Genomic DNA, 22,961 nt, shown 5'->3' with positions numbered 1-22,961 from the left:
GCTTTATGCTGATGCTTTAGAATCCGAAATGGAATCCAAAATAACCACAGCCGCCATAACACCCAAAAGGGCAGGAACCATCATGGGTGCCACCTCAATAACAACAGCTGTTACTGCGCCTAGACCAAATCCCATAAACAATTTCAGTAAGTTCTTCATTCCAGTTCCCTAACAATAGATTAAAAAAGCGGACGAATAATAGCTTCAAACGTGATGTAGATCAAAATATTAAAGCAGAAATACTTAATATTAACGGCTTTTTAGCGGTTCTCTACATTTTCTACAAAGATAGACCGTGCCTTTTGTTATTTTATTGTGCCGTCTTATCGTAAGCTGATGTTGTTGGCAACGACAATAATAGTCAAAAAGCTTAGCTGGTTTAGGCGTATCAAAGTTATGAGTTCTCCTAGGAATGCACGCCATTGCGTTTATCATCACTCTTTGCCATTCAGCACCATGGGGACTGATTTTTGCGCCATACAAAGAGTAAGCAACAAGGTGAGCCAACTCATGCGGCACGACTTCGTTTAAAAATGCGTCAGGATCCTGTTGGTACATAAAATAGTTTAGTCGTATTTCGTTTTTACTAAGGTGAGCTGTACCAGCCGCCTTCCCTCTTTGTTTGAAATTAAACGTAGGGAAATCAAAACGTTTTTCAAAATACTCTTCTGCTAACTGTAAGTATTTAGAGAGGGAATTCTTTACCCTATTAAGGTCGTCAGCCGTGATTGCATTACTCTGCATTTTTCTTGTTAATTCCTTAGTCACTAAACGGAAATCTCTTTGCCGTGTAAGATATCAAACAAACCTTCAATTGCATGCCCTTCGAGTGTTGCCATAGGTATTCCAGTCAAACGACTGATCGCCGCTAGTGTCTTAGGTGCGTCTTCGGAGATTTTCCGTAGTTGACTAACACTAAAAATTGAAGCGCAACTCGTGTCGCGATACCACCTCATGATTTCCATCCAGTTAAGCGCCTCTGGTTGGATTTTTGTGTCTTTCATTGAGGGTAAATGAAAGTCTTTATGCAATACAATATCCACTTCTCCTCGCAATACTGGTTTCGCATGCTGGGTTAAAACAAATTCATTGCCAAACTCACCTGAAATAGTGAGACAATCTAAAGCAAAGAGCTGTCTCATTAACGATTTCCAACCAATTTCAGATAATTCTTTACCTTTTCCAAACAGCCCTAGTTCCATGCCTCTAATAGACTTCACTTTCGGGGTGAGTTTGCCGTGTAAAATGTGAACCAATGTCGATACTGGAATCAAACCTTTTGTGTGATAAATGAGTGATAATAACTTTTGCGCCGCTATTGTTGCATTATGTTGCGATAGTGAGTTTTTACAACGATCACAGTTTTCGCACTCATTAATCTTTTCATTAAAGCTTTTTAATAGTGCTTTTCGACGGCACCCTCTGCTTTCTAAAAACGCAAACAGCCGAGTTGATTTTCGATACGATAACGTGTTTTGTTGCGTCATCAGGTCTTGCTCAAACTGGATCAACTTAATAAAATCTTGTAGACCATAAAACAAAACAGCTTTAGCTGGCAGTCCATCACGCCCTGCACGACCAATTTCTTGATAATAAGACTCCACGGTTGTAGGTAAGTCCATGTGTACAACAAAACGCACATCAGATTTATCTATACCCATACCAAAAGCCGTTGTCGCTACCATAATGGCGCCTTTGTCAGAGAAAAAGGCATTGGCATTATGTTCTTTTTCACTTGCGAATAAAGCTGAATGGTAATAATAACTGGTTATGCCTAATTCATTTAAATTTCGATACAAGCGTTCAACGCTCTTTCTAGAACGACAATAAATGATTCCTGATTGGCCTGTAACTTCGTGCACCAAAAAATACAGTAACTGCTTAAAAGACTGTTTTTTTTGAGAAATAATAATTTCAATATTTTTTCGATTAAAGCTTTCTGACAATATTCTCGGGGAGTCTAAACATAAAGAATCAATTATGCTTGCTTGTGTTTCACTGTCTGCGGTTCCTGTCATAGCGATCACAGGAACATTTGGAAACTGTTTCTTAATAATATTTAACTGACTGTATTCGGGACGAAATCCATCTCCCCACTGAGTGATACAATGGGCTTCATCAATAGCACATAAGGATACGTCTAAATAAGATAAAAATCCTATTACGGATGGTTGTATCAGCTTTTCAGGCGATAAGAACAAAAGGTCTACTTGGTTATGTCGTAAAGCCCATACCAAATCATCTTGTTCTCCTGGGTTTAATGACGAGTTTAAGAATTCCGCTTTTATCCCAAGAGATCGCAGATAATCTACTTGTTGATGCATTAATGAAAGCAGCGGACTGACAACAATGCCGACCCCGTCTTTCAATAAAGATGCCATTTGATAAACTAACGACTTACCTCCCCCAGTAGGCGCAACCAATAAAACATCCTGATTAGACAAAATGAATTCTATTGCTTCTTTTTGCAGAGGTTTGAAACGTTTATAGCCAAATTTTGATAACAATGCTTGAGTCTTATCCATAGGATGAATTATCCATAATTCAGGCCAAAACGACATCGATTTTCGCTGTGTAATTCGATAAACTGCCCATTCATTTATTGAGGAAGACTAATAATGATACATCAAACACTTGATGATTTAGAACTGGAAACATTAGAGTTGTTTTTAGACTCGGATGCGGTCCATGAAGAATGCCACAATTTCATTACGGCACACGGTTTTCTAACGGCATTAGCCATCTGCCCTTCCAACACACCAGAAAATGTCTGGATCCCAATTGTATTTGAAGAAACCCCTTCGTTCTCTTCTGATAAAGAAGAAAAATCCATCATAAATTACTTAACTCGCCTTAAAGCCGATATCGCTATAGAGCTTGAATCTGAGGAAGATTTTTTAGTTCCTTGTGACTTATCTATGTCTGAGTCCGAAGAGGAGCTAACAGAACTTCAAGAATGGGCGAGTGGTTTTATGGAAGGCGTATTTCTAACTGAAAGCGATTGGTTTTCTTCAGAAAAAGAAGAACAAATTGCTGAATTATTATTACCAATGATGGTCGCGTCAGATTTGTTTGATGACGAAGAGATTATTGAAATTCGTAAATCTGAAAAATTGACCCAATCTTGCATTGATCAAATCCCCGAGGTGATTACGGATTTATTTTTACTACTTCGAACTGAACCTGAAAAAAAAATGCCGCAAAGAAAAACGCATCACGCAAAGAAAAAGAATTCGAAAAACAGCAAAAAAAGATAAAACAATAAATACGCCCGACATCCTTGATATCGGGCTTTTAGATTTCAGTTGAGACGATTAATCATTACAAACAACCGCTCGCATACGATCTTGTATAACTGTCGCTAGCTTATCTGGTTGGAATTTTGATAGAAAATCATCACAACCCACTTTTTGAACCATGGCCTTATTAAAGCTACCACTAAGCGATGTATGCAAAACAATGTGCAGATCTTTTAGTCGTGGATCATCCCGTATTTCTTTTGTTAATCGGTAACCATCCATTTCTGGCATTTCAGCATCTGTTATAAGCATCAGCAACTTTTCAGGAACAATTTCCCCTTTATCAGCCCAAGCTTTGAGCAATTGAAGGCCTTTCTTTCCATCTGTTGCGGTATGTACTTTAATACCAAGAAAATCAAGTGTAGCCTGACATTGAGCCAGCGCAACAGAAGAATCATCGACCACTAAAACTTCAAGCCCAGTCGCCATGGATAATAAATCTTTATCTACTATGTGGTCGCTGATTGCAGTGTTGTATGGTGAAATTTCGGCCAGAATTTTCTCTACATCTATTATTTCTACAATCCGTTCATTGATTTTGGTAATCGCCGTTAAATAGTTTTGTCTACCTACGCCATCGGGAGGGGGTAAAATCTCGTTCCAGTTCATATTGATTATGCGATCAACTTCACCCACCATAAAACCCTGTACGGAATTATTGTATTCAGTAACGATTAGGTTACAGGATTGATCTGTTGAAAGAGGCCTCATGCCTATAGATTGAGATAAATCGATTACAGGAATAGTACGACCTCTAAAATGCGTCACACCACCAACTGACTCGTGTCTATGTGGCATTAAATTAAGCTTTGGTAATTGAACAACTTCCTGAACTTTAAACACGTTAATTGCAAACATTTGTAGACCATTTAGTCTAAACATAAGCAATTCGAGCCTATTTTCGCCCACTAACTGCGTTCTTTGGTCTACGGCATCTAACATACCAGCCATAATTTACTCCAAACTAAATTTCCCAGCGTTAACTATGTATTATAAACTGGATATTGTAATTGGTAACGAATAACTGTCATTTATTTTTATTTTTTAGCAGAGACTCTAATGAAACCAGAAACCGCTCTCTTTGCCAGACAGGCTATACTTGACTCTCAATATAAAATATACGCTTATCAATTACTACTAGCGCACAAGTCTTTACAACCAAAAAATGACATCAGTGAAATTCTTAGCTCACTTTTTCTCGACCTACCCTTAAACAAAGTAAATGAAAATAAACCATTACTAATAGATATAGATCTAAGTGACATCCAATCCGTACCGCTATTACCAGTTAAGAATATTGTTATCTGCTTTACCGCTTCTAACAGAGAACTTGAGGAATCAGCGCCCTTTTTACAATCGATTATTGAAAATGGATATCAACTCGCTTTAATTAATCCAGACTTTGACGATTTAACAGAAAAAGAACTCGCCTTTTTTTCATATGTTAAAATCAGTGTAGAGCGCTACGGCGTATCCAATGTGATTTCCTACGCCAATGCGCAAAAATTCGTAAAATTGCATATCATTATTACGGACCTCAGCATCAAACAGCAGCTAGATAAAATTAGCGACCTGACTAGTATCAAACTTTTTTCTGGCGATTTATTAAATATTCGAGAAGACGTCAAAGGAAATAAGGTCCCCATTTATAAAAGCCTTATTTCTAAAGTAATCATTCTTATTAACTCCCCTTTAGTGAATCTAAAGGACATTGCGGCCGCCATTGAAATAGACAGCACGCTGTCATATAAAATTATAAAGCTTACTAAATCGGCCATGTATTATCGTAATTTTAGAATTACCAATGTTCAAAGAGCCTTAGAAGTAATCGGGTTAAGAGACCTAATTAAGTGGTTTGGTATGGCATTACTTACCTCAATAGACGGAAAACCAGACTGTCTTTACAGAATGGCTATCTCACGGGCCTATTTTACACAGGCCATTGCGGAGACACTCTGCCCTAAGCAGGAAGGAGCCTTCATCACTGGATTATTTTCTTACTTACCCGTGTTTTTTAACGAAAATATAGAAGTGTTACTCAATGATTTACCTTTGGATGACGAAATAAATAACGCATTAATTCATCATCAGGGCGAGCTAGGAGAGGTATTAAGAATAGTCTGCTTATATGAGTTAGGTAGGTGGAATGAGATACCCTTTGCTAATTTCGAACGTTTTAACCTCGATAAAGAAGCCCTCAAAAAAATGTATATTACAAGCTTAATAAAAACACGAGAGTTGGATTTTTAATGATTGATATCGGTGTTAATTTAAACAGCATAATCGACTTGGCTGCACTCAGTGAATTTCAAGCTGAATTAACAGCCGCAAATATAAGCAAGGTTATTGCAATTAGTTCTAACTTAGCGGAATCCGATGAGCTTATAGAACTTAGCAAGACGCACCCAAATAGTTCAATACGTTATACTATTGGCTGTCATCCGCACCATGCAAGCGAATGGAATGAAGATACCACCTCATCCGCTATCACGTTAATACGTGAGAACTCACCGGTTGCCGTCGGTGAAACTGGCCTAGATTTTAATCGAAATTTTTCAACACCTAAACAACAGATCTTTGCTTTCGATCAGCAAATACAGATTGCCAAAGAAATGAATTTACCTTTGTTTTTACACGAAAGAGAGGCCGAAGATACGGTAATCGGAATGCTATCAAATGCAACCCACCTTAATGGAGTGATACATTGCTTTACTGGTAACAAAGAGACCCTAAAACGTTATTTAGATCTGGGTCTCTATATAGGTATAACGGGATGGTTATGCGATGAACGCAGAGGTCATGATTTACAAGAAGCCGTAAAATACATTCCGAATAATCGCTTATTAATCGAAACAGATGCACCATACCTTATTCCTAGAAACATCCGCCCAAGACCAAGAAAAAATCACCCCAAATTCCTGCCTTATATTATAAATGAGCTAGCCAGAATTAGAGAGCAATCGGTAGAAGAGATAGAAAAAATCACACATATGAATGCAAGGCGACTTTTTAATATTTAAATGATCTGCATTTACCTTAGGTAGCGCCTATTCGGCTTATTCACAACCTGTGCGGCATTATCTAAGGCTTGATCAACTTGATCTGACGTAAAAGGCCAAAATAAAAAGGTCCCATAAATTTCAAGAACAGGGATTTTTGTGCCATATTTTTCAAACAAATAAAGGTCATCGGCTATATCTACACTTTCAATTATAACTCTATTTTTTGTCACATTTACGACTTCCTGCTTGGCTATATCACATAAATGACAGCCGAGCGTGCCATATAAGATCACCACTTTATTCATATACATCCTCAAATTGATTTATCGTTAAAAATGACATTGGCAACTGAGATAAAGGTGTAATTGGACAAATGATATCAATAACCTTTTCTCTATTCTCTTTTGTGACACCCAATAGTATGAGAACCAAATCAATGAAAGAATGACTTTCCTCACCATTAACAAGCGCATTTTTAACATGAAAAAATAAGCCCACTTCGATAAAATCAATAGCACAGTTAACCGCATCAACCTGCATGATTTTTTGTTTTTCGCCTTCTGTAATGATGCTTATCAAAATATCTTTAATACCCTGATTTAACCGCTCAGAATAAGCATTACCACTGTATAGATAGTTGGACCAAGTCGAATCATCATTGGACTGCATAATAAGATATTTAATTAAAATAGTGATCTTCTCGGTTGAATAGGCGTAGGTGTTTAACAAGATATCAAGATCGTTTTTAAAGACTTGAGTTAATTCGGATTTCAGGTCTGTAAGCGCATCGTATCTACAATCAAAATAATTATAGAAGGTACCCACACTCACACCCATTTTTTGGGTGATCATCTGCACACTAATATCCTCCCAGCCATGCGTCAATAAGAGCGACTGAAGAGAATACCTTAACGAATCTAATGTCTGTATACGCTTAATGCCCAAATCATTCCTCAATAATATATTTTTTCACTTTGTAAGACTTGTACCATGTATAAAAACCATCTTCACGCATCGGCTTTGCAAAATAATAACCTTGGCATACTGTACAACCATAACGCTTTAACTGTTTAGCCAGCTCTAACGATTCAACACCCTCTGCCACAACGAGCATGTCTAGACTTTTACCCAAAGCAATTGCCGCTTTGACAAGACCGGCCCCTTGCTTCGTATGAAAGTCTTTTACTAAAAAACCTTTATCAATTTTAAGTTCTGAAAATGGCAATTCTTTTAGATACAGCAAAGAAGAATAACCAGTGCCAAAATCATCTAAAGCAAGATTTATACCCATATCAAGCAATTGATCAAATGTTTTTTTACTTTCCGCTAGATCTCCTAAAACGACTGTTTCTGTTAGTTCAAATGTTATTTTCTTTGGGTCTACATCAAATTCTATTAAATATTTTGAAACGTATTTAATCAGACCTTTGTCCAAAAAATTACGAGCAGATAAATTAATCGATAGCTGTATTCCGGGGCCAAACAAGGCGACATGATGTGAATAAAATATAAAGGCGCGTTTGATGACAAAATCCGTCAAATCATTAATGAGTGAGCTTTGTTCTATAATTGGTATAAACATTTCAGGGGAAATCACCCCTTCATCTTCGTCCGACCATCTTAATAAAGCTTCAACCCCAAAAAGTGATCCATCTTGTGTATTAACCTGGGGTTGAAAAACCAAGTCTAGGCCGTTATTTTCAAGTGCTTTCTTAAATTTTGATAGCAATACATTGATGTATTTTGGATCGTACTCAAGGGTGTCTTTGTATTCTAGTAAGCAATATTTTCTATGAGATGACTCTTTCGCCGCCACCTGAGCTTTGCGAATTGCGGAAGATATTGTCTCTGCACCAGTAAGTTCACACAGCCCTATGGCGACCTCAACATCCAAATGAATATCTTGATAGCGGAAGGGATTACTGACATGCTTATGTAAAGCAAGCAAGCTAGCGCTTATATCTTCACCTTCCCTACCAACATAAACCAAACAGACATCAAGTGAGTCTAGTACAACGGCTTTATCATTATTCCAATCCACGTCTACTATTACGAACTGTTTATTCAGTTGCACTTCTTTTTTTATACGATCATGCAAACCTAAAACCAACATATCAGCCACTTCTTGACCATAAGCCAACACAATGGAGTAATACCCCTCAAAATGAATAATAACAACGTTTACTTGCCTATTCACTGGTATGTATTCTTTTATAACAGGCCAATTATGAAGCAGTACTTGTTTTTTGGGTAACAGCGAAGCGTTGTCATGAGTGGCCTGGAAAAGCATGTGTCGCTCAATGATTTGTCTCTGTTCTAGTTCTTGTACACTTCTCATAGAGTCTTTGATAGCGCCTTGCCTAGCGGCCTCATAGCTATCAACCATGGCGGCCACCAAGAATACAATTTGCATTGCAAAAGCCGCAATCACATAGACTCTTACTTCATCAGACATGAACACAATACCAATCGCGTCCAATATCATCACAGCTAAAGCCAGAGTATAAAAAATCCAAGCCAAAGCGAAATACAATTCTTTATATCTTCTCCCCGTTTTTTGATAAAAAAACACGGTTGAAAACCCACAAGACAACAAGGCTACAAACACAAACGAAACAAGGCTAAAAAAGCTCATCAAGGTGTATAATCCAGGCGCGAATGTAAAACAAAGCGCCGTCAAGGAAGCAATTTTAGATAAGGTTAAAACGGACACATGCCATTCACGAGAAATGTTTAAGTATTTCTCCACAAACACCAGCTGACTATAAATCAAGAGAAAGCCAAGAATATTAGTTGCATATTGATTTAACTCAGGTTCATTGGGCCAAACCCTCTGAAAAAGTACGCCACTAAAATTTAATCCATAGAGTAATGAAAAGAAAAAATAGACGCTAAAACAAAAAAACGTATTGTATTGTGAAATGCCAAACACAATTAAACAGCCAATCACTGCAAATAGCATAAAACCAAAATAACTGCCTATAACAAATGACGTTAGCTGTGTTTTTTCAATTAATTGACTTGCAGAGAGTAAATTAATTGGAAGCTTCAATATACCTTCGGAATGGACTTTCAGATAAAGTTCAGAGCCATTCCCCCCATGATTAAATGGAAATGTAAAGGTGCTGCTGTTAAATACACGAGAGGAAAATGGCTTGGCATCGCCAGTATGGTAGGCGGCTACGACTTTTCCATGCTGAACCTCATAAAACTCGATTAAATCAATTAAAGAGTAATCGAGATTCAAAAATTGACTACTTTTTGCGGGCCCAATTAGGTTGATTTTTATCCAATAGGTGTCGTTAGAATAACCGAAGTTTAAATCTGAATCATCATGATTAACCCATGAAAAAGAAACGGGGTCATTGCTTTCTAAAAGCGTATCAATAGTCAAATTATTGGCACTATCGACAAGTGAATACACCTCGATATTATCTTTTAATGGGGAGGGGGCCGCTTTAAATGCTTTCACCCCGATCAAAGAAGCAACAATAACGAGCGCTACAAATAATACAAAAACTTTTAAATCAGTTACTTTCATTTGTAAACGTCCTTTCTAAACACAAACCATGTCACCAATAAAGCGTAGATTACTGCTTGGTTTTTATAAACTAAATCAAACCTAACTGCTTAGACAATAGTTTATCAACACTCGTGTGGAAATGAATTAACACACTGTCTGCTATTGGTGTTATTTGCTTTTCAATATAATGATCATAATCAATTTCAGTAAGACCCTCTTCTGAGTAAAAGGGAACCACACCTGAGCGCTTGTAAAAGTATTCAATGCGTTTTTTAGCTTCATGGAACTCACTACCAATGCCTTGCTGAATATTATATTGCTCTTTCATCTTTGCCGCCCTTACATGGGGTGGGATGACTTTCTTATAAGAGTTTAAAGGGCGGCTTAATCGTTTCGAGTAAATAAGTTCAGTATCAAACTCCCCCATTTTTAAGCATTCAATGGTTTTTAAAATAAACTCGATAGGGTCTTCATCGGTGAAAACATGTTGAAAAAGGGATTTTTGAAAACGCCTAGCTAATGGAGTCCAATCACTCCTAGCGGCCTCTAACCCTTTAAATATTACTTTTCCTTCTGATAAACCCGCATAACGCTTTTTACTGCCCTCTTCCTGACCACGAATTGTCGGCATAAAAAAACGGCTGTAATAGGTTTCAAACTCAAGCTCCAAATAAGATGAGACTTGATATGTCGTTTGGCAATAATCTAGCCACTTCTCATTAATCATTCTACACAGAGCCTTCCCTTTTCCTATTACATGATCGTTCTCAAAATCTTCATCAAAAACAACAAAAACCGAGTCTGTATCACCATAGATAACCTTGGCACCACACGCCTCTATCCAGTCTTTTGTCTGCTCCAGTATTTGATGGCCTCTCATTGTAATTGAACTGGCCAATTCGGCATGATAAAAACGACACACATTTGACCCAAGCACCCCATAAAATGAGTTCATAATTATTTTGATCGCATAACTTAATATATCGTTTTGTTGAATTTTAGCCAGCTCGCGAGCTTTCGTGAGCTCATCAATGAGATTTGGTAATATCGCGTCTAAAGAGGAAAAACGAGCGCCTAAAAAGCCCGCTATTTTTGGTTCGTTATGGCTGATTCTCGCCAAAGGGTCTATTTTAAAGGTTCGAATAATACTGGGATAAAGACTTTTAAAATCAAAAACCAAAACGTTTTTATAAAAACCCGGACAAGAACTCATAACAAAGCCGCCAGGGCTTGATTTAAAGGCCTCTTCATTCCATGCCGGTGCCACAAACCCTCTTTGATGAAGCCGCGGTAAATATAGGTTTTCAAAAGAAGCCACCGACCCACCCGTTTGTTCAAGGGGAATACCTGTTAAATCAGCGCGTGTTTGCTGCAGCTCTATCAATTTCAGTTTTTGGAAAATACGCAATACAAGATCACAGTCTTGCACGTTATAATCAACAAAACTGGCCAAATCATTTGCATGCAATGCTTCTATTTCTTGCCACCGCCCACTTCCATGAAGCGTCTTTTGATCCTTTAAAATTTCTTTACTAACGTTGTTAAGGCTATAAGATTCAAAATGATAACCACCCACTTTAAGCAGAACAATGCCATCTAAAACAACACGCCCAGGAATGGTTATAAAATATTTCCCCTCACTTTCAGAAGTACGTAAAGACCAAGACTCACCACCAACGCCAAATTGTGGCTTTAAACCCAATGCTCTGCATCGTCTGTCGATAAACGCCATATCAAAACCGATGATATTCCATCCAATAAGGATGTTTGGATTATGAAAGCGCACAAAACGCATAAAGGCTAAAAGCAAACTTTTTTCATCACTGAAAAAGAAACAACGCTCATCCTCTATAGGGTATAAACTCACCACAAAAACTGCCGTTAATTCTGAAGAAACAACACCGATAGAAAGCAATGTGTTATGGCTAACTGAAGTTTCAATATCGACCGACCATACCTTCCACTGAGGATTTTGTATTGATAACTCAGTCGCAGCAGGCTTCAGAATGGCTTGCTTATAATAGGTCTCGCTGGCATCACATTCTCCAATGAAGCGAATGGCACCACGTATCCCCCTTTCCATTAAATAACGATCTTGAGGCTTTATGTCTTCTTCGTAAACAGAAAAGCCGCTGTGTTTAAGGCGTTGTATTAAATCCTGTTTGTACTTCAACCCCGAACAATACACAGTTAAGACTTTTGTGTGATTGAAATTAAGATAATGGTGATCTTCAAAATAGACATTTAGTGAATTTAATAGCTCTTCTGCAAGAACATCAGTGAAGAAAACCGCGGACTGTCGATTAGGAATAAGATGAACTGTCTTACTGGCTGTTTTAACCCAGTAAGACATTTCTAATGAACCATTTACCTCTCTAACATGGCGACTGACTATATAACCTTCGTCCGTTCTTAACATAGAACCTTAGTTATCCTAGTTTTAGGATTATAACGACCGTAGCATTCTCATTGGAGGAACTGTTAATACAGATTTACCTGCATATAATCCAATGATAGACACGACAATAAAGCCTGTAGATGGCCCTAAAATCCACATTAGGGGATGAATGCTTGGCGCAAGCTCAAAAATAAAAACCTGCAATCCGAACAAACTTAATTCTGCCGCTAAAGCACCAATAACACCAGCGGAGAAACCAAGGAAACCAAATTCAACTAACATTGACTGTCGAATGAGCGTTTTACTTGCACCTAATGTTCTTAATAGTGCCCCCTCTTCAAGCCTTTCATCTAAACTGGCTCTAACACTTGCATTAAGTACCAGAACAGCAGAGGAAAGAATAAAGAACAAGACGAGCTGAATAGCCTGTGAAACTTGAGCAATAATGAGTTGTATCTGCAGAATTAAATCCCCCACATTAAGCATGGATACGGTCGGGAAATCCGCCATTTTTTGGTAAAAAGACTGCACATTTTGCTTGTCAATAAATACGCTACTTACGTAGTTAGCTGGGAAGTCAGATAAAATACTTTGCGGCAATATTAAATAAAAGTTTGGCTTCATTGAGCTCCAATCAACGCTACGGATTGACGTTATAGGTAGCTGATAGTCTAACCCTCCTATTTTAATCCCTAATGTATCCCCCAGTTTAAGATCCATTTCTTTGGCGGCCTCTTCTTCTACTGATAAGCCATCAACATTGGCACCAAATTCGCCCTCCAGCAAAACATTGTCTTCGGCCAACTGATTACTCCACGTTAAATTCATTTCTCTTGAAATCAATTCTGGTTCTTTATCTTCAGCTGTATATAGATCATCAACATCTTGCCCATTTAACTGAACAACTCGGCCTCGAACCATTGGATACCACTCACTGACTGGAATACTGAGGTCTTGAGCAATATCACTAATTTGTTGAACTTCTCCTTCTTGCACATTAAATAAATAATGATTTGGAGCATCCACCGGCAATTGTCTTTGCCAATCTGTAATCAAACTGGATTTCACACCAATCAAAATCAGCCCCAGCATAATGATCAAGGTAAAAACCAAAAGTTGGAACAGGTTACCCATTAAGCGACGATGCAAAGAGGCTAACCCTATTTGCCAGCCACTTACCGCCCCTGATGTGAGTTTTCTACCGAGTTTAAATAAAGCGTAGCCAATAATACCTATCGCTAATGCCACTACAAAAATGGCCACCATCATAATACTTGGTAGCAATACACCACCTGTATAGACCACCATCAATAAGTACATACCAATAAAAGCCATCAAATACAGAGACAAGGATTTTAATTGCACTTTACCTGCAGGATGTAACACAGTTAAAGGCGATACATCGAATAAACGCATCAACAATGGAACACAAAATGCTAGCAATGACATTAATCCAGTCAGAATACCCAACCACAGATTCGTGATAGAGGCACTTGGCAAAACAGTTGATAACAAACTGGCTAAACTCAGTGCAATCACCTCTTGAATTAACCAACCAAGTGTTAACCCGATACCAGTACCAACAAGAAAGAGGATGGCCAGCTGAGACAGCAAGAGTTGAGCTATTTTTTTAGGTGTAGCGCCCAATGTTTTGATAACAGCCACTTGGGTTAAATGACGGCGAACATAACGAGAAGACGCTAAGGCCATCGCTACACCAGACATGACAACCGCTAAAGTACCAGCAAGCAACAAGAAGGACTCAGCTCTGTCAATCGCCGAGTTAATACCTTGACCACCGTTTTTAGGTGTTCTCCAACGCTCTCCTTTCTGCAAGTTCGGAGTAACCCAAGTTTCATATTGATTTAAAGCGTCTTCATTACCCGCTAACAATAATGAATAACGCACACGGCTTCCGGGTTGAACAACCTGCGTTTTGGCTAAATCATCATGATTAATCACAGCTCTTGGGGCAATAGCAAAAGTGGAGCCGGTAGACCCAGGATCTCGAACAAGATAATGTCGAATAACTAAGTCAACCTCACCCACTTGTACCGTATCACCGATACCAACATTTAGCAGACTGGCAAGCCGTGATGACACCCAAATTTCTCCACTTTCTGGCCCAGTCTCATTCACATAACCCGCACCAAAAACCTCATCATCAATAAGGTAACTACCACGTAATGGGTAATTACTGGTAACAGCAGAGACTTGTGAGAGTTGAAGGTTATCATTTGAAAAAACCATTGAGGAAAATGAGGTTTTTTTCGCCGTGTCCAGCCCTTGCTCTAACGCGTATTCCAACCTCTCAGGGCTCACTGGCGCATTACTTCTAACCACTCGATCTGCCGCTAACAATGTGGCGGATTGCATCGTAAAAGAGGTTTGTAATCTATCTACAAACAAATCAATGCCTGTTACCGTAGAAATCGACAAAATTAAAGCAAAAAGCAATGTCAGCACATCACCGTTACGTACTTCTCTTATGAGCAGTTTAATCGCCAACATGATTCACTTACTCCTGGCCTAAAGGCGCTGACTCAATGATTTTTCCTGAAGCCATCATTATTTGGCGTGAACAACGCTTGGCTAAGTTTGCATCATGAGTCACCAACACCAACGTTGTCCCTTGCTTTTCATTCAAGGCAAATAAAAGATCGGTCACTATTTTTCCATTTTCTGAATCTAAGTTCCCTGTCGGTTCATCCGCAAATAGGACTTTAGGGGAAGAGGCAAAAGCGCGGGCAACCGCAACACGTTGTTGCTCACCTCCGGATAACTGACGTGGGTAATGTTGCAAACGGTGCTCTAAGCCAACTTGTTTGAGAAACTCAGAGGCCTTATTTTTGGCGTCTTTATCCCCCTTCAATTCACCAGGAAGCATTACATTTTCCAATGCTGTTAAGCTAGGCAAAAGATGAAAAGATTGAAAGACAAACCCGACATACTCACCGCGCAAATCGGCCCGGGCTTCTTCATCAAGTTCGGATAAATTATTACCATATAAAAAGATGTCTCCCTGTGAAGAAACATCCAAACCCGCGATTAATCCTAATAAAGTAGATTTACCCGAACCAGATGCCCCAACAATTGCCACGCTTTCTCCTTCTCTGATACTGATGGAAATATCATTCAAAATAGTCAGGTCATCGGCGGCTGTTGTTACCGTATGGGTTAAATTTTGTGTTTTAATTGCAAGATTCGTCATCATATACTTACTTATTCCCATTCTTTAAGGTTAGAAACATGTATTTCTTAAACCATATTAAATTTCTATTGTTGTCCACCCTATTACTTGCGTCTACCGGCTATGCCAAAAGTATTCTCGTTATGGGTGACAGTTTAAGCGCGTCTTACAATCTCAAAGTCGATCAAGGTTGGGTTTCTTTATTGGAAAACACACCTGACTTTCAAAAAACACACTATTCTATTGTTAATGCCAGTATTAGTGGAGAAACCACACAAGGTGGATTGGCCCGTTTAAATACACTATTAAAGACGCATTCACCCGATATTGTCATTCTAGAACTTGGCGCCAATGATGGACTAAGAGGCTACCCTCTAAATAAAACACAAAACAACCTTGGAGCCATGATTCAAGAATCCATGGAACAAGATGCAAAAGTACTCTTAATTGGAAACCGTATACCGCCCAATTATGGCAAACGTTATACGGATCAGTTTTTCTCTCTTTACCAATCACTTGCTGAAGCGTTTTCTCTCGAAGCTTATGTTCCCTTCATGTTGGACAATGTGGCACTCAATGACGCACTCATGTTGGATGATGGCTTACACCCTAACGCTGAAGGGCAGAAACAAGTACTTAAGAACATTATGCCGTTTCTATTACCTATGTTGTCAAAATAATAAGGAAAATTCATGAAAGTTGTTTTTTTAGACAGAGATTCTTTTCCTTCATACATTACATTTACTTCATCGGTTCAATCGTTAACGATGATTGACTATCCACATACGCAAACTGAAGAGATTGCGGCTCGAATAATCGATGCAGATATTATATTAGTAAATAAAACAGTATTGACTGGGGATGTCCTATCTCAATGCAAAAATTTAAAAATGATTCAGGTAACCGCGACAGGCACCAACAACATTGACTTAAATTATTGTGAAGAAAACAATATTATTGTCAAAAACGTTGAAAATTATTCGGCGAATAGTGTTCCGGAACATACTTTCGCCTTACTGCTTACTTTAAAACGTAGTTTAGATGCTTACATTAGCGACGTTAAAAAAGGGGTCTGGTCTGATTCCAAACATTTTTGTTTTTTAGATCATCCCATCAGAGATTTAGCTGGCAGCACCATGCTTATTATAGGTAACGGGAATATTGGTCAAAATGTTGCTCGAATCGCTCAAGCTTTTGGCATTCACTGCCTTTTATCGGAACGAAAGGGATCAGATACCATTCGAGAAGGCCGTATTTCCTTTGAGGAAGGGATTCAACTAGCTGACATCATTACGTTACACTGCCCTCTTTCTGAAGAAACGCGTTCTATGATAGGTAAGCAAGAACTGGAAAAAATGAAGTCTTCTGCCATCTTAATAAATGTGAGTCGAGGCGGTTTAATAGATGAAGAGGCGCTCGTTGAAGCGGTCCAAACCAAACAAATTTTTGGCGCGGCCATGGACGTTGCCACAAGAGAGCCAATGCCTAATACAAGCACCTTAAATCAATTAGCGGACTATCCTAATTTCCTACTGACACCTCATGTTGCATGGGCAAGCGATCAAGCGATGCAAACCTTAGCGGATATTGCAATGAATCAAATAAAAGAGTATCTACTGCAGCCATCACTATGACACCTTTAACCATACTGTATCAAGATGAGCATATCATTGCGATCAACAAACCCGAAGGGTTACTTGTCCATAGAACACATCTTGATAAACAAGAAGAAGATGCCGTGGTGCAAAGACTTAGAGACCAAATTGGTCAATGGGTTTTTCCTGTTCATCGGCTCGATAGAGCCACCTCTGGAGTATTGATATTAGCGCTGTCTCCAGCGGTGGCTAGAGAATTTGGCCACCAATTTGAGAATCATGAAATAGACAAAACGTATCATGCGATCGTCAGAGGGCATTTACCGAATACAGGCCATATAGATTACCCACTTGCGAAGATAAATGAAGTTAAAGGAACCGCACGAACCAAAGTAATAGGAACAGAAAAAGACGCCGAAACGAACTACAAAACATTGACTCTTTTCACCTTGCCTATCCCTGTTAGCCGTTATGATGAGTCGCGCTGCTCATTAGTCGAAATAACCCCTCTACAAGGCAGAAAACATCAAATCAGGCGTCATTTCAAACACATTTTTCATCCACTTATTGGCGATACGCGCTACGGATGCCGACATTACAATGCACTTTTCAAGCTGGATGAATTACCAAAAAGGATGTTTCTGCACGCCTTATCTATTCAGTTTATCCATCCTATAAATTGCCAACCAATGGATATCAGCGCGCCTTATTCCCAGAGTTTTTCTGACGCTATTGAATGGCTTTCGTATCAAGACAGTACAGTAAAAATACGTTAGACACGCATCAAAGGCACTTCGCTAAACCTTTTGTAAAACGAGTCTGAGACTATGTGACTCAGTCACCTCTTTCTTACATTTTGAGGGCATGAATGGATTCAGCTTTCCCTCTCTACTTAATTCATCACCAAGCCTGCAAACGACTGTCAGAACCTTAATCAATTTAATCAATTTCACACCATTAAAAATACTAACGATATTGCAAATCATTCTCATTAACAATAGAATCACATGGTCTTTGATCCACTTACTGCTTTAAATGAAGGAAAAATTTACCATGTCGCGCGCACATACAAGCATAAAAGCCAAATTCCCCTCGTCCCTATCTCTAATCGCCCTTTCAGTTATAGGTGTTAATGGCATGATGATGTCTTCCTATGCAACAGCGGAAACAATTGTACTCGATTCGCTCATTATTACAGGAGAAAAAATCAATAAAACAATTAAAGATACGTCAACAGCTGTGACCGTCATTTCGCAAGAGCAACTAGCAAGTGGTGAGACAAAAAATTCAAAAATGGTCGCTACGGAAGCACCTAATGTTATTACAACTGGGTTTGGTAATATTTCTATAAGGGGGATAAGTGGTAATGGGCCCGCTACGGGTGGCTATGCTCTAGTAACAGGTGCCAGAACCCGTGTATCAACAGTAATTGATGGCAGCCCACAAGACTGGTCAGGTTATAACTTCACCCCGAGTGGCGTTTGGGATGCGCAGCAAGTTGAAGTGTTACGTGGTCCGCAATCTACAACACAAGGAACCAGCTCTATTGGTGGTGCTGTTGTCATCAAAACAAATGACCCAACTTTCACAGATGAAGCCAGTATCAGAGCAGGTTTAGAAACGTATAAAAATGGTAATATAAAATATAATATGGCCGCAATGTCTTCTGGCGCATTAACGGATGATGAGCTGGCTTATCGCATTGCAATAGATGGTAGCAAAGGCGAAGGTTGGATGAATTATAAAGAAGTCGATACCGAATTTGATGGCATCCCTAATATCAGTGACGCTGAGAATATCAACTTACGCGGAAAACTACTTTGGACACCGTCTGAACAACCGAACCTTACGGCATTGATTACGGTTGAACACCATAAATACGACGGCGAGTATCTTAGCTGGGCGAATGATGAAGAGACAAATTACAGCCGTCAGACCATGACGTTGAATGATGAAGAAGGCGATAATATTCGCTTACAAAATTCCAGTGTTAATGCCATTTCGGCCGACATTGATTATCAAATAAACACAGGTATTACTAATTCTCTCCATATTGGTTACAGTGATTCTGACATTCATTTTGAACAATACCCAAATGCTTTTGCTGTAGACATAGATAAAGAAACTGTATTCTTTGAGAATAGGTTGCTATTCAATCAAGAAAACACCAATTTCTCTGGTGTTTTAGGTCTCTATGCAGCTAAAAAAGACGCCTATACTTATGCATCCTATTTGCGAAGTGATGACGTGACTACCACTACAGCCATTTATGGTGAAAGCGCTTACTCCTTTTCAGATACAACAAATTTAATAGCGGGTATACGAGTTGAAAATGAGAAGGTAGACCGTACCAGTGGCTTTGATTGGACTGGCCAAATAGACCAGAATAACGATAAAACCTACTTATTGCCTAAATTAGGTATAACTCAAGATATTTCTAATAACACCACATTAGGTGCTACTGTTCGAAAAGGCTACAGCCCGAGTGGTTCTGGTTTTGAATGGGGCGGTAATTACGACTTTTACACCTACGACAGTGAAGAAGTGCTGGCTTATGAATTAAGCAGTAAAAGTCATTTTGACAATGGCTCGACGATGAACGTGAGCCTTTTCTTCAATGACTATAGCGATTACCAAGCCTTTATCGATTCAACGTATATCGATAACATCGATTCAGCCCATACTTATGGAGCAGAGCTCGAAGCAACAACTTGGCTAACTCAAAACTTGGAAATACGTGGTTCTGCAGGTCTGCTCCACAGCAAAATCGATAACTTTGATTCCTTCAAAGGAAACAAGCTCCCTAGCGCACCAGAAAAGAACATCGGGTTGGGGTTCACTCAATATGTGGGTGACCAATGGTCGTTTGGTGCTGATATTACTTACGTAGGTGAGTATTATTCGGATTTGAAAAATACAGAAGAGTATCAAGCAGGCGATTACATAACAGCGGATGCACGTATTCAGTATGTAAATAATTCACTTACCGTGGATGGCTATATAACCAACTTAACCGATGAAGATGTTGTTTATTATGCGTCTAGAGGTTCAAGAGCGTCCATTGGACAAACTCGAACGGTTGGAATCAGCGCTACCTACCGCATGTAGTATCTCCGAAATTAAGCCGGTCATGAAATCATTTTTTTTTATGATCGGCTTTCTCTTTTTGTTAGTCAAAGCATGGTACAAATGACCAGTAAACTAGTACAAATCCCAGACAAAATCCGTAAGGTGCACTATGTATTTATTATGATTAGATTCAGGCAATATTCTCTGTACGGGCGTTAAACCTGCGGCTTCAAACAAACGATGATAAAACTGATTATTTGCATCAACTTGAGTGCTTAGGTGTTCTAAGCCACAGCAACCAAGCACGGGTAACAAACTCCTTACCGCTTGGCTAATGACGTCTAAATAAATCTGATCTTTACGCATTTTTATGAGCAGCTCACCCTTTGAGCCTTCTTCATTATGAAAAACAAAAACAATCCACCCAACCACAGCACTTTTATTTTCCACTACAAGGTAGTGAGCTTCACCCTGGCTTTTCTCAAACCGAGTCCGAATGCTCGCTTCTGAAAGCGCTCCAAATTTAGAATAAGAGTAAAACTCATAAAAGAAGTTCTCTCTTTTAGCCAACTCTAGAACCATTGGAACATGGCTAATCAATGCTTTTGTTATGGAGTATTTAGGCTGCATAATAAATCAACTTTTACAAACAATGCTATAATTGTAGTAAATAATTTAAGTTCATCCTCCTGAATTATTCTATTTAAATATTGTCACCCGAATCAAAAATGATAAACTTCTTATTCAAAGAGCTTTAAAAACGAGTGTAAAATGTCAAGTAAATTAGTCTATTCAACTGACACTGGGAAAATATGCCCACAATGTCAACGTCCAATAAATGACTGTTGTTGCAAAAAAAGCAATCATGAAATAGGCTCAGGTAATGTAAAAGTATTGTACGAAACTAAAGGTCGTAAAGGTAAAGGCGCGACCTTGATAACTGAGTTAGCGTTAGAAAGTAAAGATATCACCAAACTTGCCAAAGAATTAAAAGCAAAGTGCGCCACAGGTGGTACAGTAAAAGACAATGTCATTGAAATACAAGGCGACCACAGAGACAAAATACTGCAACTACTTTTGTTGAAAGGTATAAAGGCTAAAAAATCAGGAGGATAATAATTATAAAATTATAGCATTATTGTTCACTTCCGATATAATTTATAGTTATCTCGATAGTTAATTGAAACCATGCAGTATCTTTAACAAAGATATTACTTTGTAACTTATTTTACGCCAAACGGATTTAGCGTTTTACCTTCTTTAAGAGGTTAAGATGCGCCAAGAAAGTCCTTCTCAGGCGGTGAGCTTATTACGTAAAGCTGTCCCTTTGATGATGAAACTTAACATTGCGCCTACACCCTATAACTATGGTGTATGGTACACCTATGTTTCCAATCGAAACAAAAAACTTAATAACTTAATGGACTCTACTATCCAAAAATTGGGTGGTTTACCAGATTTCGTCTCTAAAGAGCTTTTTGAAGAGTTCATTTTAGATGAAGATTTACAAAAAACCAGCGACCATACTAAACAACTCGATGGTATGCTTGATGACATCGGATCAAGCTCAGAGGAAATGATTGACGGTTTAGCAAAACTTAAAGTATCGCTGGAAAAGAGTAAGAAGTCCTTAAAGAACAACAATGACCTAGATAATATAAAAAGAAACCTCCGATATCTTGAATCAAACACATTAAAAGTGGTTAAACACACTGATGTATTTCAGGGTAACCTTCAAGATATTCAGCAACAAATAGCCAACTTAAAAGAAGAAATCAACCGGTCAAAAGAAAGTGCTGATATTGACCCAATTACCGGTTTACTTAATGCGCAAGGTTTTGAACGCTACCTGTACTCATGGATTAATGCGGCTGAAGATGATTTGTCAATCATCTTAATTGACATAGATAAACTGTCGGCAATAAATAAGCGTTACGGTAAAAAAGTAGGTAATGCGATTATCCGTTTTTTAGGCCAATTTTTACACTCCAAGAAACTTGAGAACACCATCACATCAAGATTAGATGGAGGAACATTCGCTGTGCTCATTTGTGAAGAGAGCTTAAGCTTTAACGTTCAATTTGCCGAACAAATTAGACTTCAAATTGAAAACCAAGTTATTCGCACGAAAAAAACACAAGAACCGATAACTTCTCTAACCGTGTCGATTGGTATTTCGACCTTAGTGGGCCAAGAGCTAGGCCAACATTTATTGGACAGAGCTAAAAAATACTTAAATAATGCCAAAGAAAAAGGCGGAAATTTGGTTTCAACGAACTGAAATACACACTTAAATTGCGTTTATATTCTAAGCCAGTCAAAAAGTAGGGGAACATGGAAGAGCAACACATTACAGAGTTTGAAGTAAGAGATTACGAATGTGATATTCAAGGTATAGTGAACAACTCTGTTTACCAAAACTATTTAGAACATGCCCGACACACATTCTTAAAAAGCAAAGGCATCAACTTTACTGAGCTGGCGATGAAGGATATAAATTTAGTGGTTATTCGCGCCGAGCTTGACTATAAATTGCCCCTCGTCAGCCAAGATAGATTTACTGTGGAAACTCACGTAGAGAAAGTCAGCAAAATAAAATTTTGTTTTCACCAAACTATACACAGGTCACAAGATAACAAATTAATACTGAAGGCCGTTGTAACCGGAACCTCTATTAACGAAAAAGGTAGACCGATTCGATTCTTAGACTTAGACAAGCTACTCTAGTACAAACACCACCCCCAATTAAAGACAAACCACATAAGCCAAACTTTTACTAATGTGGTTAATCATGACCCTTGTACATATCGGCTATCTAAGACAGTTAGACTGGCCGCTTGCTTACTAACTGTTTTGAATATTGCACAATAATAAACCTCTATTTT

The 22,961-nt window shown here is 38.6% G+C and carries 21 protein-coding genes; 10 read left to right on the top strand and 11 right to left on the bottom strand.

Annotated elements, in window-relative coordinates; translation table 11 throughout:
• Positions 1 to 3 precede the first annotated feature (3 nt).
• The 3 genes from IEZ33_RS08640 to IEZ33_RS08630 form a co-directional block, all read right to left on the bottom strand.
• The gene (locus tag IEZ33_RS08640) at positions 4 to 159 is read right to left on the bottom strand and encodes a hypothetical protein (RefSeq protein ID WP_191603252.1); all 156 of its coding nucleotides are present in this window, start codon (positions 157 to 159) and stop codon (positions 4 to 6) included.
• A 90-nt stretch (positions 160 to 249) separates the two neighbouring features.
• A complete protein-coding gene (locus tag IEZ33_RS08635) occupies positions 250 to 744 on the bottom strand; it encodes a SprT family zinc-dependent metalloprotease (RefSeq protein WP_191603251.1) in 495 nt (164 codons plus the stop codon).
• Positions 745 to 767: 23 nt separating this feature from the next.
• A complete protein-coding gene (locus IEZ33_RS08630; protein WP_191603250.1) occupies positions 768 to 2,525 on the bottom strand; it encodes a RecQ family ATP-dependent DNA helicase in 1,758 nt (585 codons plus the stop codon).
• A gap of 93 nt (positions 2,526 to 2,618) precedes the next feature.
• Between IEZ33_RS08630 and IEZ33_RS08625 the strand changes: the two genes are divergently transcribed.
• On the top strand, positions 2,619 to 3,257 hold the full coding sequence (locus tag IEZ33_RS08625; protein WP_191603249.1) for a UPF0149 family protein: 639 nt from the start codon (positions 2,619 to 2,621) through the stop codon (positions 3,255 to 3,257).
• Between the two features lie 57 nt (positions 3,258 to 3,314).
• Here IEZ33_RS08625 and IEZ33_RS08620 read toward each other — a convergent pair whose 3' ends face one another.
• The gene (locus IEZ33_RS08620; RefSeq protein ID WP_191603248.1) at positions 3,315 to 4,250 is read right to left on the bottom strand and encodes a chemotaxis protein CheV; all 936 of its coding nucleotides are present in this window, start codon (positions 4,248 to 4,250) and stop codon (positions 3,315 to 3,317) included.
• A gap of 108 nt (positions 4,251 to 4,358) precedes the next feature.
• On the opposite strand from IEZ33_RS08620, the gene IEZ33_RS08615 reads away from it, so the two are divergent.
• Both IEZ33_RS08615 and IEZ33_RS08610 read left to right on the top strand, forming a co-directional pair.
• On the top strand, positions 4,359 to 5,549 hold the full coding sequence (locus tag IEZ33_RS08615; protein WP_191603247.1) for an EAL and HDOD domain-containing protein: 1,191 nt from the start codon (positions 4,359 to 4,361) through the stop codon (positions 5,547 to 5,549).
• A complete protein-coding gene (locus IEZ33_RS08610) occupies positions 5,549 to 6,319 on the top strand; it encodes a TatD family hydrolase (protein ID WP_191603246.1) in 771 nt (256 codons plus the stop codon). The genes IEZ33_RS08615 and IEZ33_RS08610 overlap by 1 nt, the downstream gene beginning before the upstream one ends.
• 11 nt (positions 6,320 to 6,330) lie before the next feature.
• On the opposite strand, the gene IEZ33_RS08605 is transcribed toward IEZ33_RS08610, so the two are convergent.
• The 6 genes from IEZ33_RS08605 to IEZ33_RS08580 form a co-directional block, all read right to left on the bottom strand.
• A complete protein-coding gene (locus tag IEZ33_RS08605; protein WP_191603245.1) occupies positions 6,331 to 6,606 on the bottom strand; it encodes a glutaredoxin family protein in 276 nt (91 codons plus the stop codon).
• On the bottom strand, positions 6,599 to 7,159 hold the full coding sequence (locus tag IEZ33_RS08600) for a TetR/AcrR family transcriptional regulator (protein WP_191603244.1): 561 nt from the start codon (positions 7,157 to 7,159) through the stop codon (positions 6,599 to 6,601). The genes IEZ33_RS08605 and IEZ33_RS08600 overlap by 8 nt, the downstream gene beginning before the upstream one ends.
• Positions 7,160 to 7,247: 88 nt before the next feature.
• Complete coding sequence (locus IEZ33_RS08595; protein WP_191603243.1) at positions 7,248 to 9,842, bottom strand: EAL domain-containing protein; 2,595 nt, start codon at positions 9,840 to 9,842, stop codon at positions 7,248 to 7,250.
• Positions 9,843 to 9,912: 70 nt separating this feature from the next.
• Positions 9,913 to 12,243: a DNA polymerase II gene (locus tag IEZ33_RS08590; RefSeq protein ID WP_191603242.1), complete on the bottom strand. Its 2,331-nt coding sequence runs from the start codon at positions 12,241 to 12,243 to the stop codon at positions 9,913 to 9,915.
• A 27-nt stretch (positions 12,244 to 12,270) separates the two neighbouring features.
• Positions 12,271 to 14,733 (bottom strand): ABC transporter permease, encoded by a 2,463-nt coding sequence (locus IEZ33_RS08585; protein ID WP_240009671.1) that lies wholly within the window; start codon positions 14,731 to 14,733, stop codon positions 12,271 to 12,273.
• A 7-nt stretch (positions 14,734 to 14,740) separates the two neighbouring features.
• Positions 14,741 to 15,436 carry an ABC transporter ATP-binding protein gene (locus IEZ33_RS08580; RefSeq protein ID WP_191603241.1) on the bottom strand — a complete coding sequence of 232 codons (696 nt, stop codon included), beginning with the start codon at positions 15,434 to 15,436 and terminating at the stop codon, positions 14,741 to 14,743.
• A 35-nt stretch (positions 15,437 to 15,471) separates the two neighbouring features.
• On the opposite strand from IEZ33_RS08580, the gene IEZ33_RS08575 reads away from it, so the two are divergent.
• The 4 genes from IEZ33_RS08575 to IEZ33_RS08560 all read left to right on the top strand — a co-directional run bounded on the left by IEZ33_RS08575 (position 15,472) and on the right by IEZ33_RS08560 (position 20,115).
• Complete coding sequence (locus tag IEZ33_RS08575) at positions 15,472 to 16,092, top strand: arylesterase (RefSeq protein WP_191603240.1); 621 nt, start codon at positions 15,472 to 15,474, stop codon at positions 16,090 to 16,092.
• Positions 16,093 to 16,104: 12 nt separating this feature from the next.
• Complete coding sequence (locus IEZ33_RS08570) at positions 16,105 to 17,046, top strand: D-2-hydroxyacid dehydrogenase (RefSeq protein ID WP_191603239.1); 942 nt, start codon at positions 16,105 to 16,107, stop codon at positions 17,044 to 17,046.
• Positions 17,043 to 17,783: a pseudouridine synthase gene (locus tag IEZ33_RS08565; RefSeq protein ID WP_191603238.1), complete on the top strand. Its 741-nt coding sequence runs from the start codon at positions 17,043 to 17,045 to the stop codon at positions 17,781 to 17,783. Before IEZ33_RS08570 ends, IEZ33_RS08565 begins: the two co-directional genes overlap by 4 nt.
• A gap of 277 nt (positions 17,784 to 18,060) precedes the next feature.
• Positions 18,061 to 20,115 (top strand): TonB-dependent receptor, encoded by a 2,055-nt coding sequence (locus tag IEZ33_RS08560; protein ID WP_191603237.1) that lies wholly within the window; start codon positions 18,061 to 18,063, stop codon positions 20,113 to 20,115.
• A 93-nt stretch (positions 20,116 to 20,208) separates the two neighbouring features.
• Here the strand turns inward: IEZ33_RS08560 and IEZ33_RS08555 are convergent, their stop codons facing one another.
• Entirely contained in the window at positions 20,209 to 20,706 is a 498-nt protein-coding gene (locus IEZ33_RS08555; protein WP_191603236.1) for a hypothetical protein, read from the bottom strand.
• 141 nt (positions 20,707 to 20,847) lie between these two features.
• On the opposite strand from IEZ33_RS08555, the gene IEZ33_RS08550 reads away from it, so the two are divergent.
• The 3 genes from IEZ33_RS08550 (at position 20,848) to IEZ33_RS08540 (ending at position 22,803) form a co-directional block, all read left to right on the top strand.
• Positions 20,848 to 21,192 (top strand): SUI1 family translation initiation factor, encoded by a 345-nt coding sequence (locus tag IEZ33_RS08550; RefSeq protein WP_191603235.1) that lies wholly within the window; start codon positions 20,848 to 20,850, stop codon positions 21,190 to 21,192.
• Positions 21,193 to 21,349: 157 nt separating this feature from the next.
• Entirely contained in the window at positions 21,350 to 22,357 is a 1,008-nt protein-coding gene (locus IEZ33_RS08545; RefSeq protein WP_191603234.1) for a GGDEF domain-containing protein, read from the top strand.
• Between the two features lie 53 nt (positions 22,358 to 22,410).
• A complete protein-coding gene (locus IEZ33_RS08540) occupies positions 22,411 to 22,803 on the top strand; it encodes an acyl-CoA thioesterase (RefSeq protein ID WP_191603233.1) in 393 nt (130 codons plus the stop codon).
• The last annotated feature ends 158 nt before the right edge of the window (positions 22,804 to 22,961 follow it).

The organism is Marinomonas algicola (assembly GCF_014805825.1).
GTDB lineage: Bacteria > Pseudomonadota > Gammaproteobacteria > Pseudomonadales > Marinomonadaceae > Marinomonas > Marinomonas algicola.
Note: the sequence above shows the minus strand (reverse complement) of the source record. Positions and strands in the feature narration are given on the sequence as shown.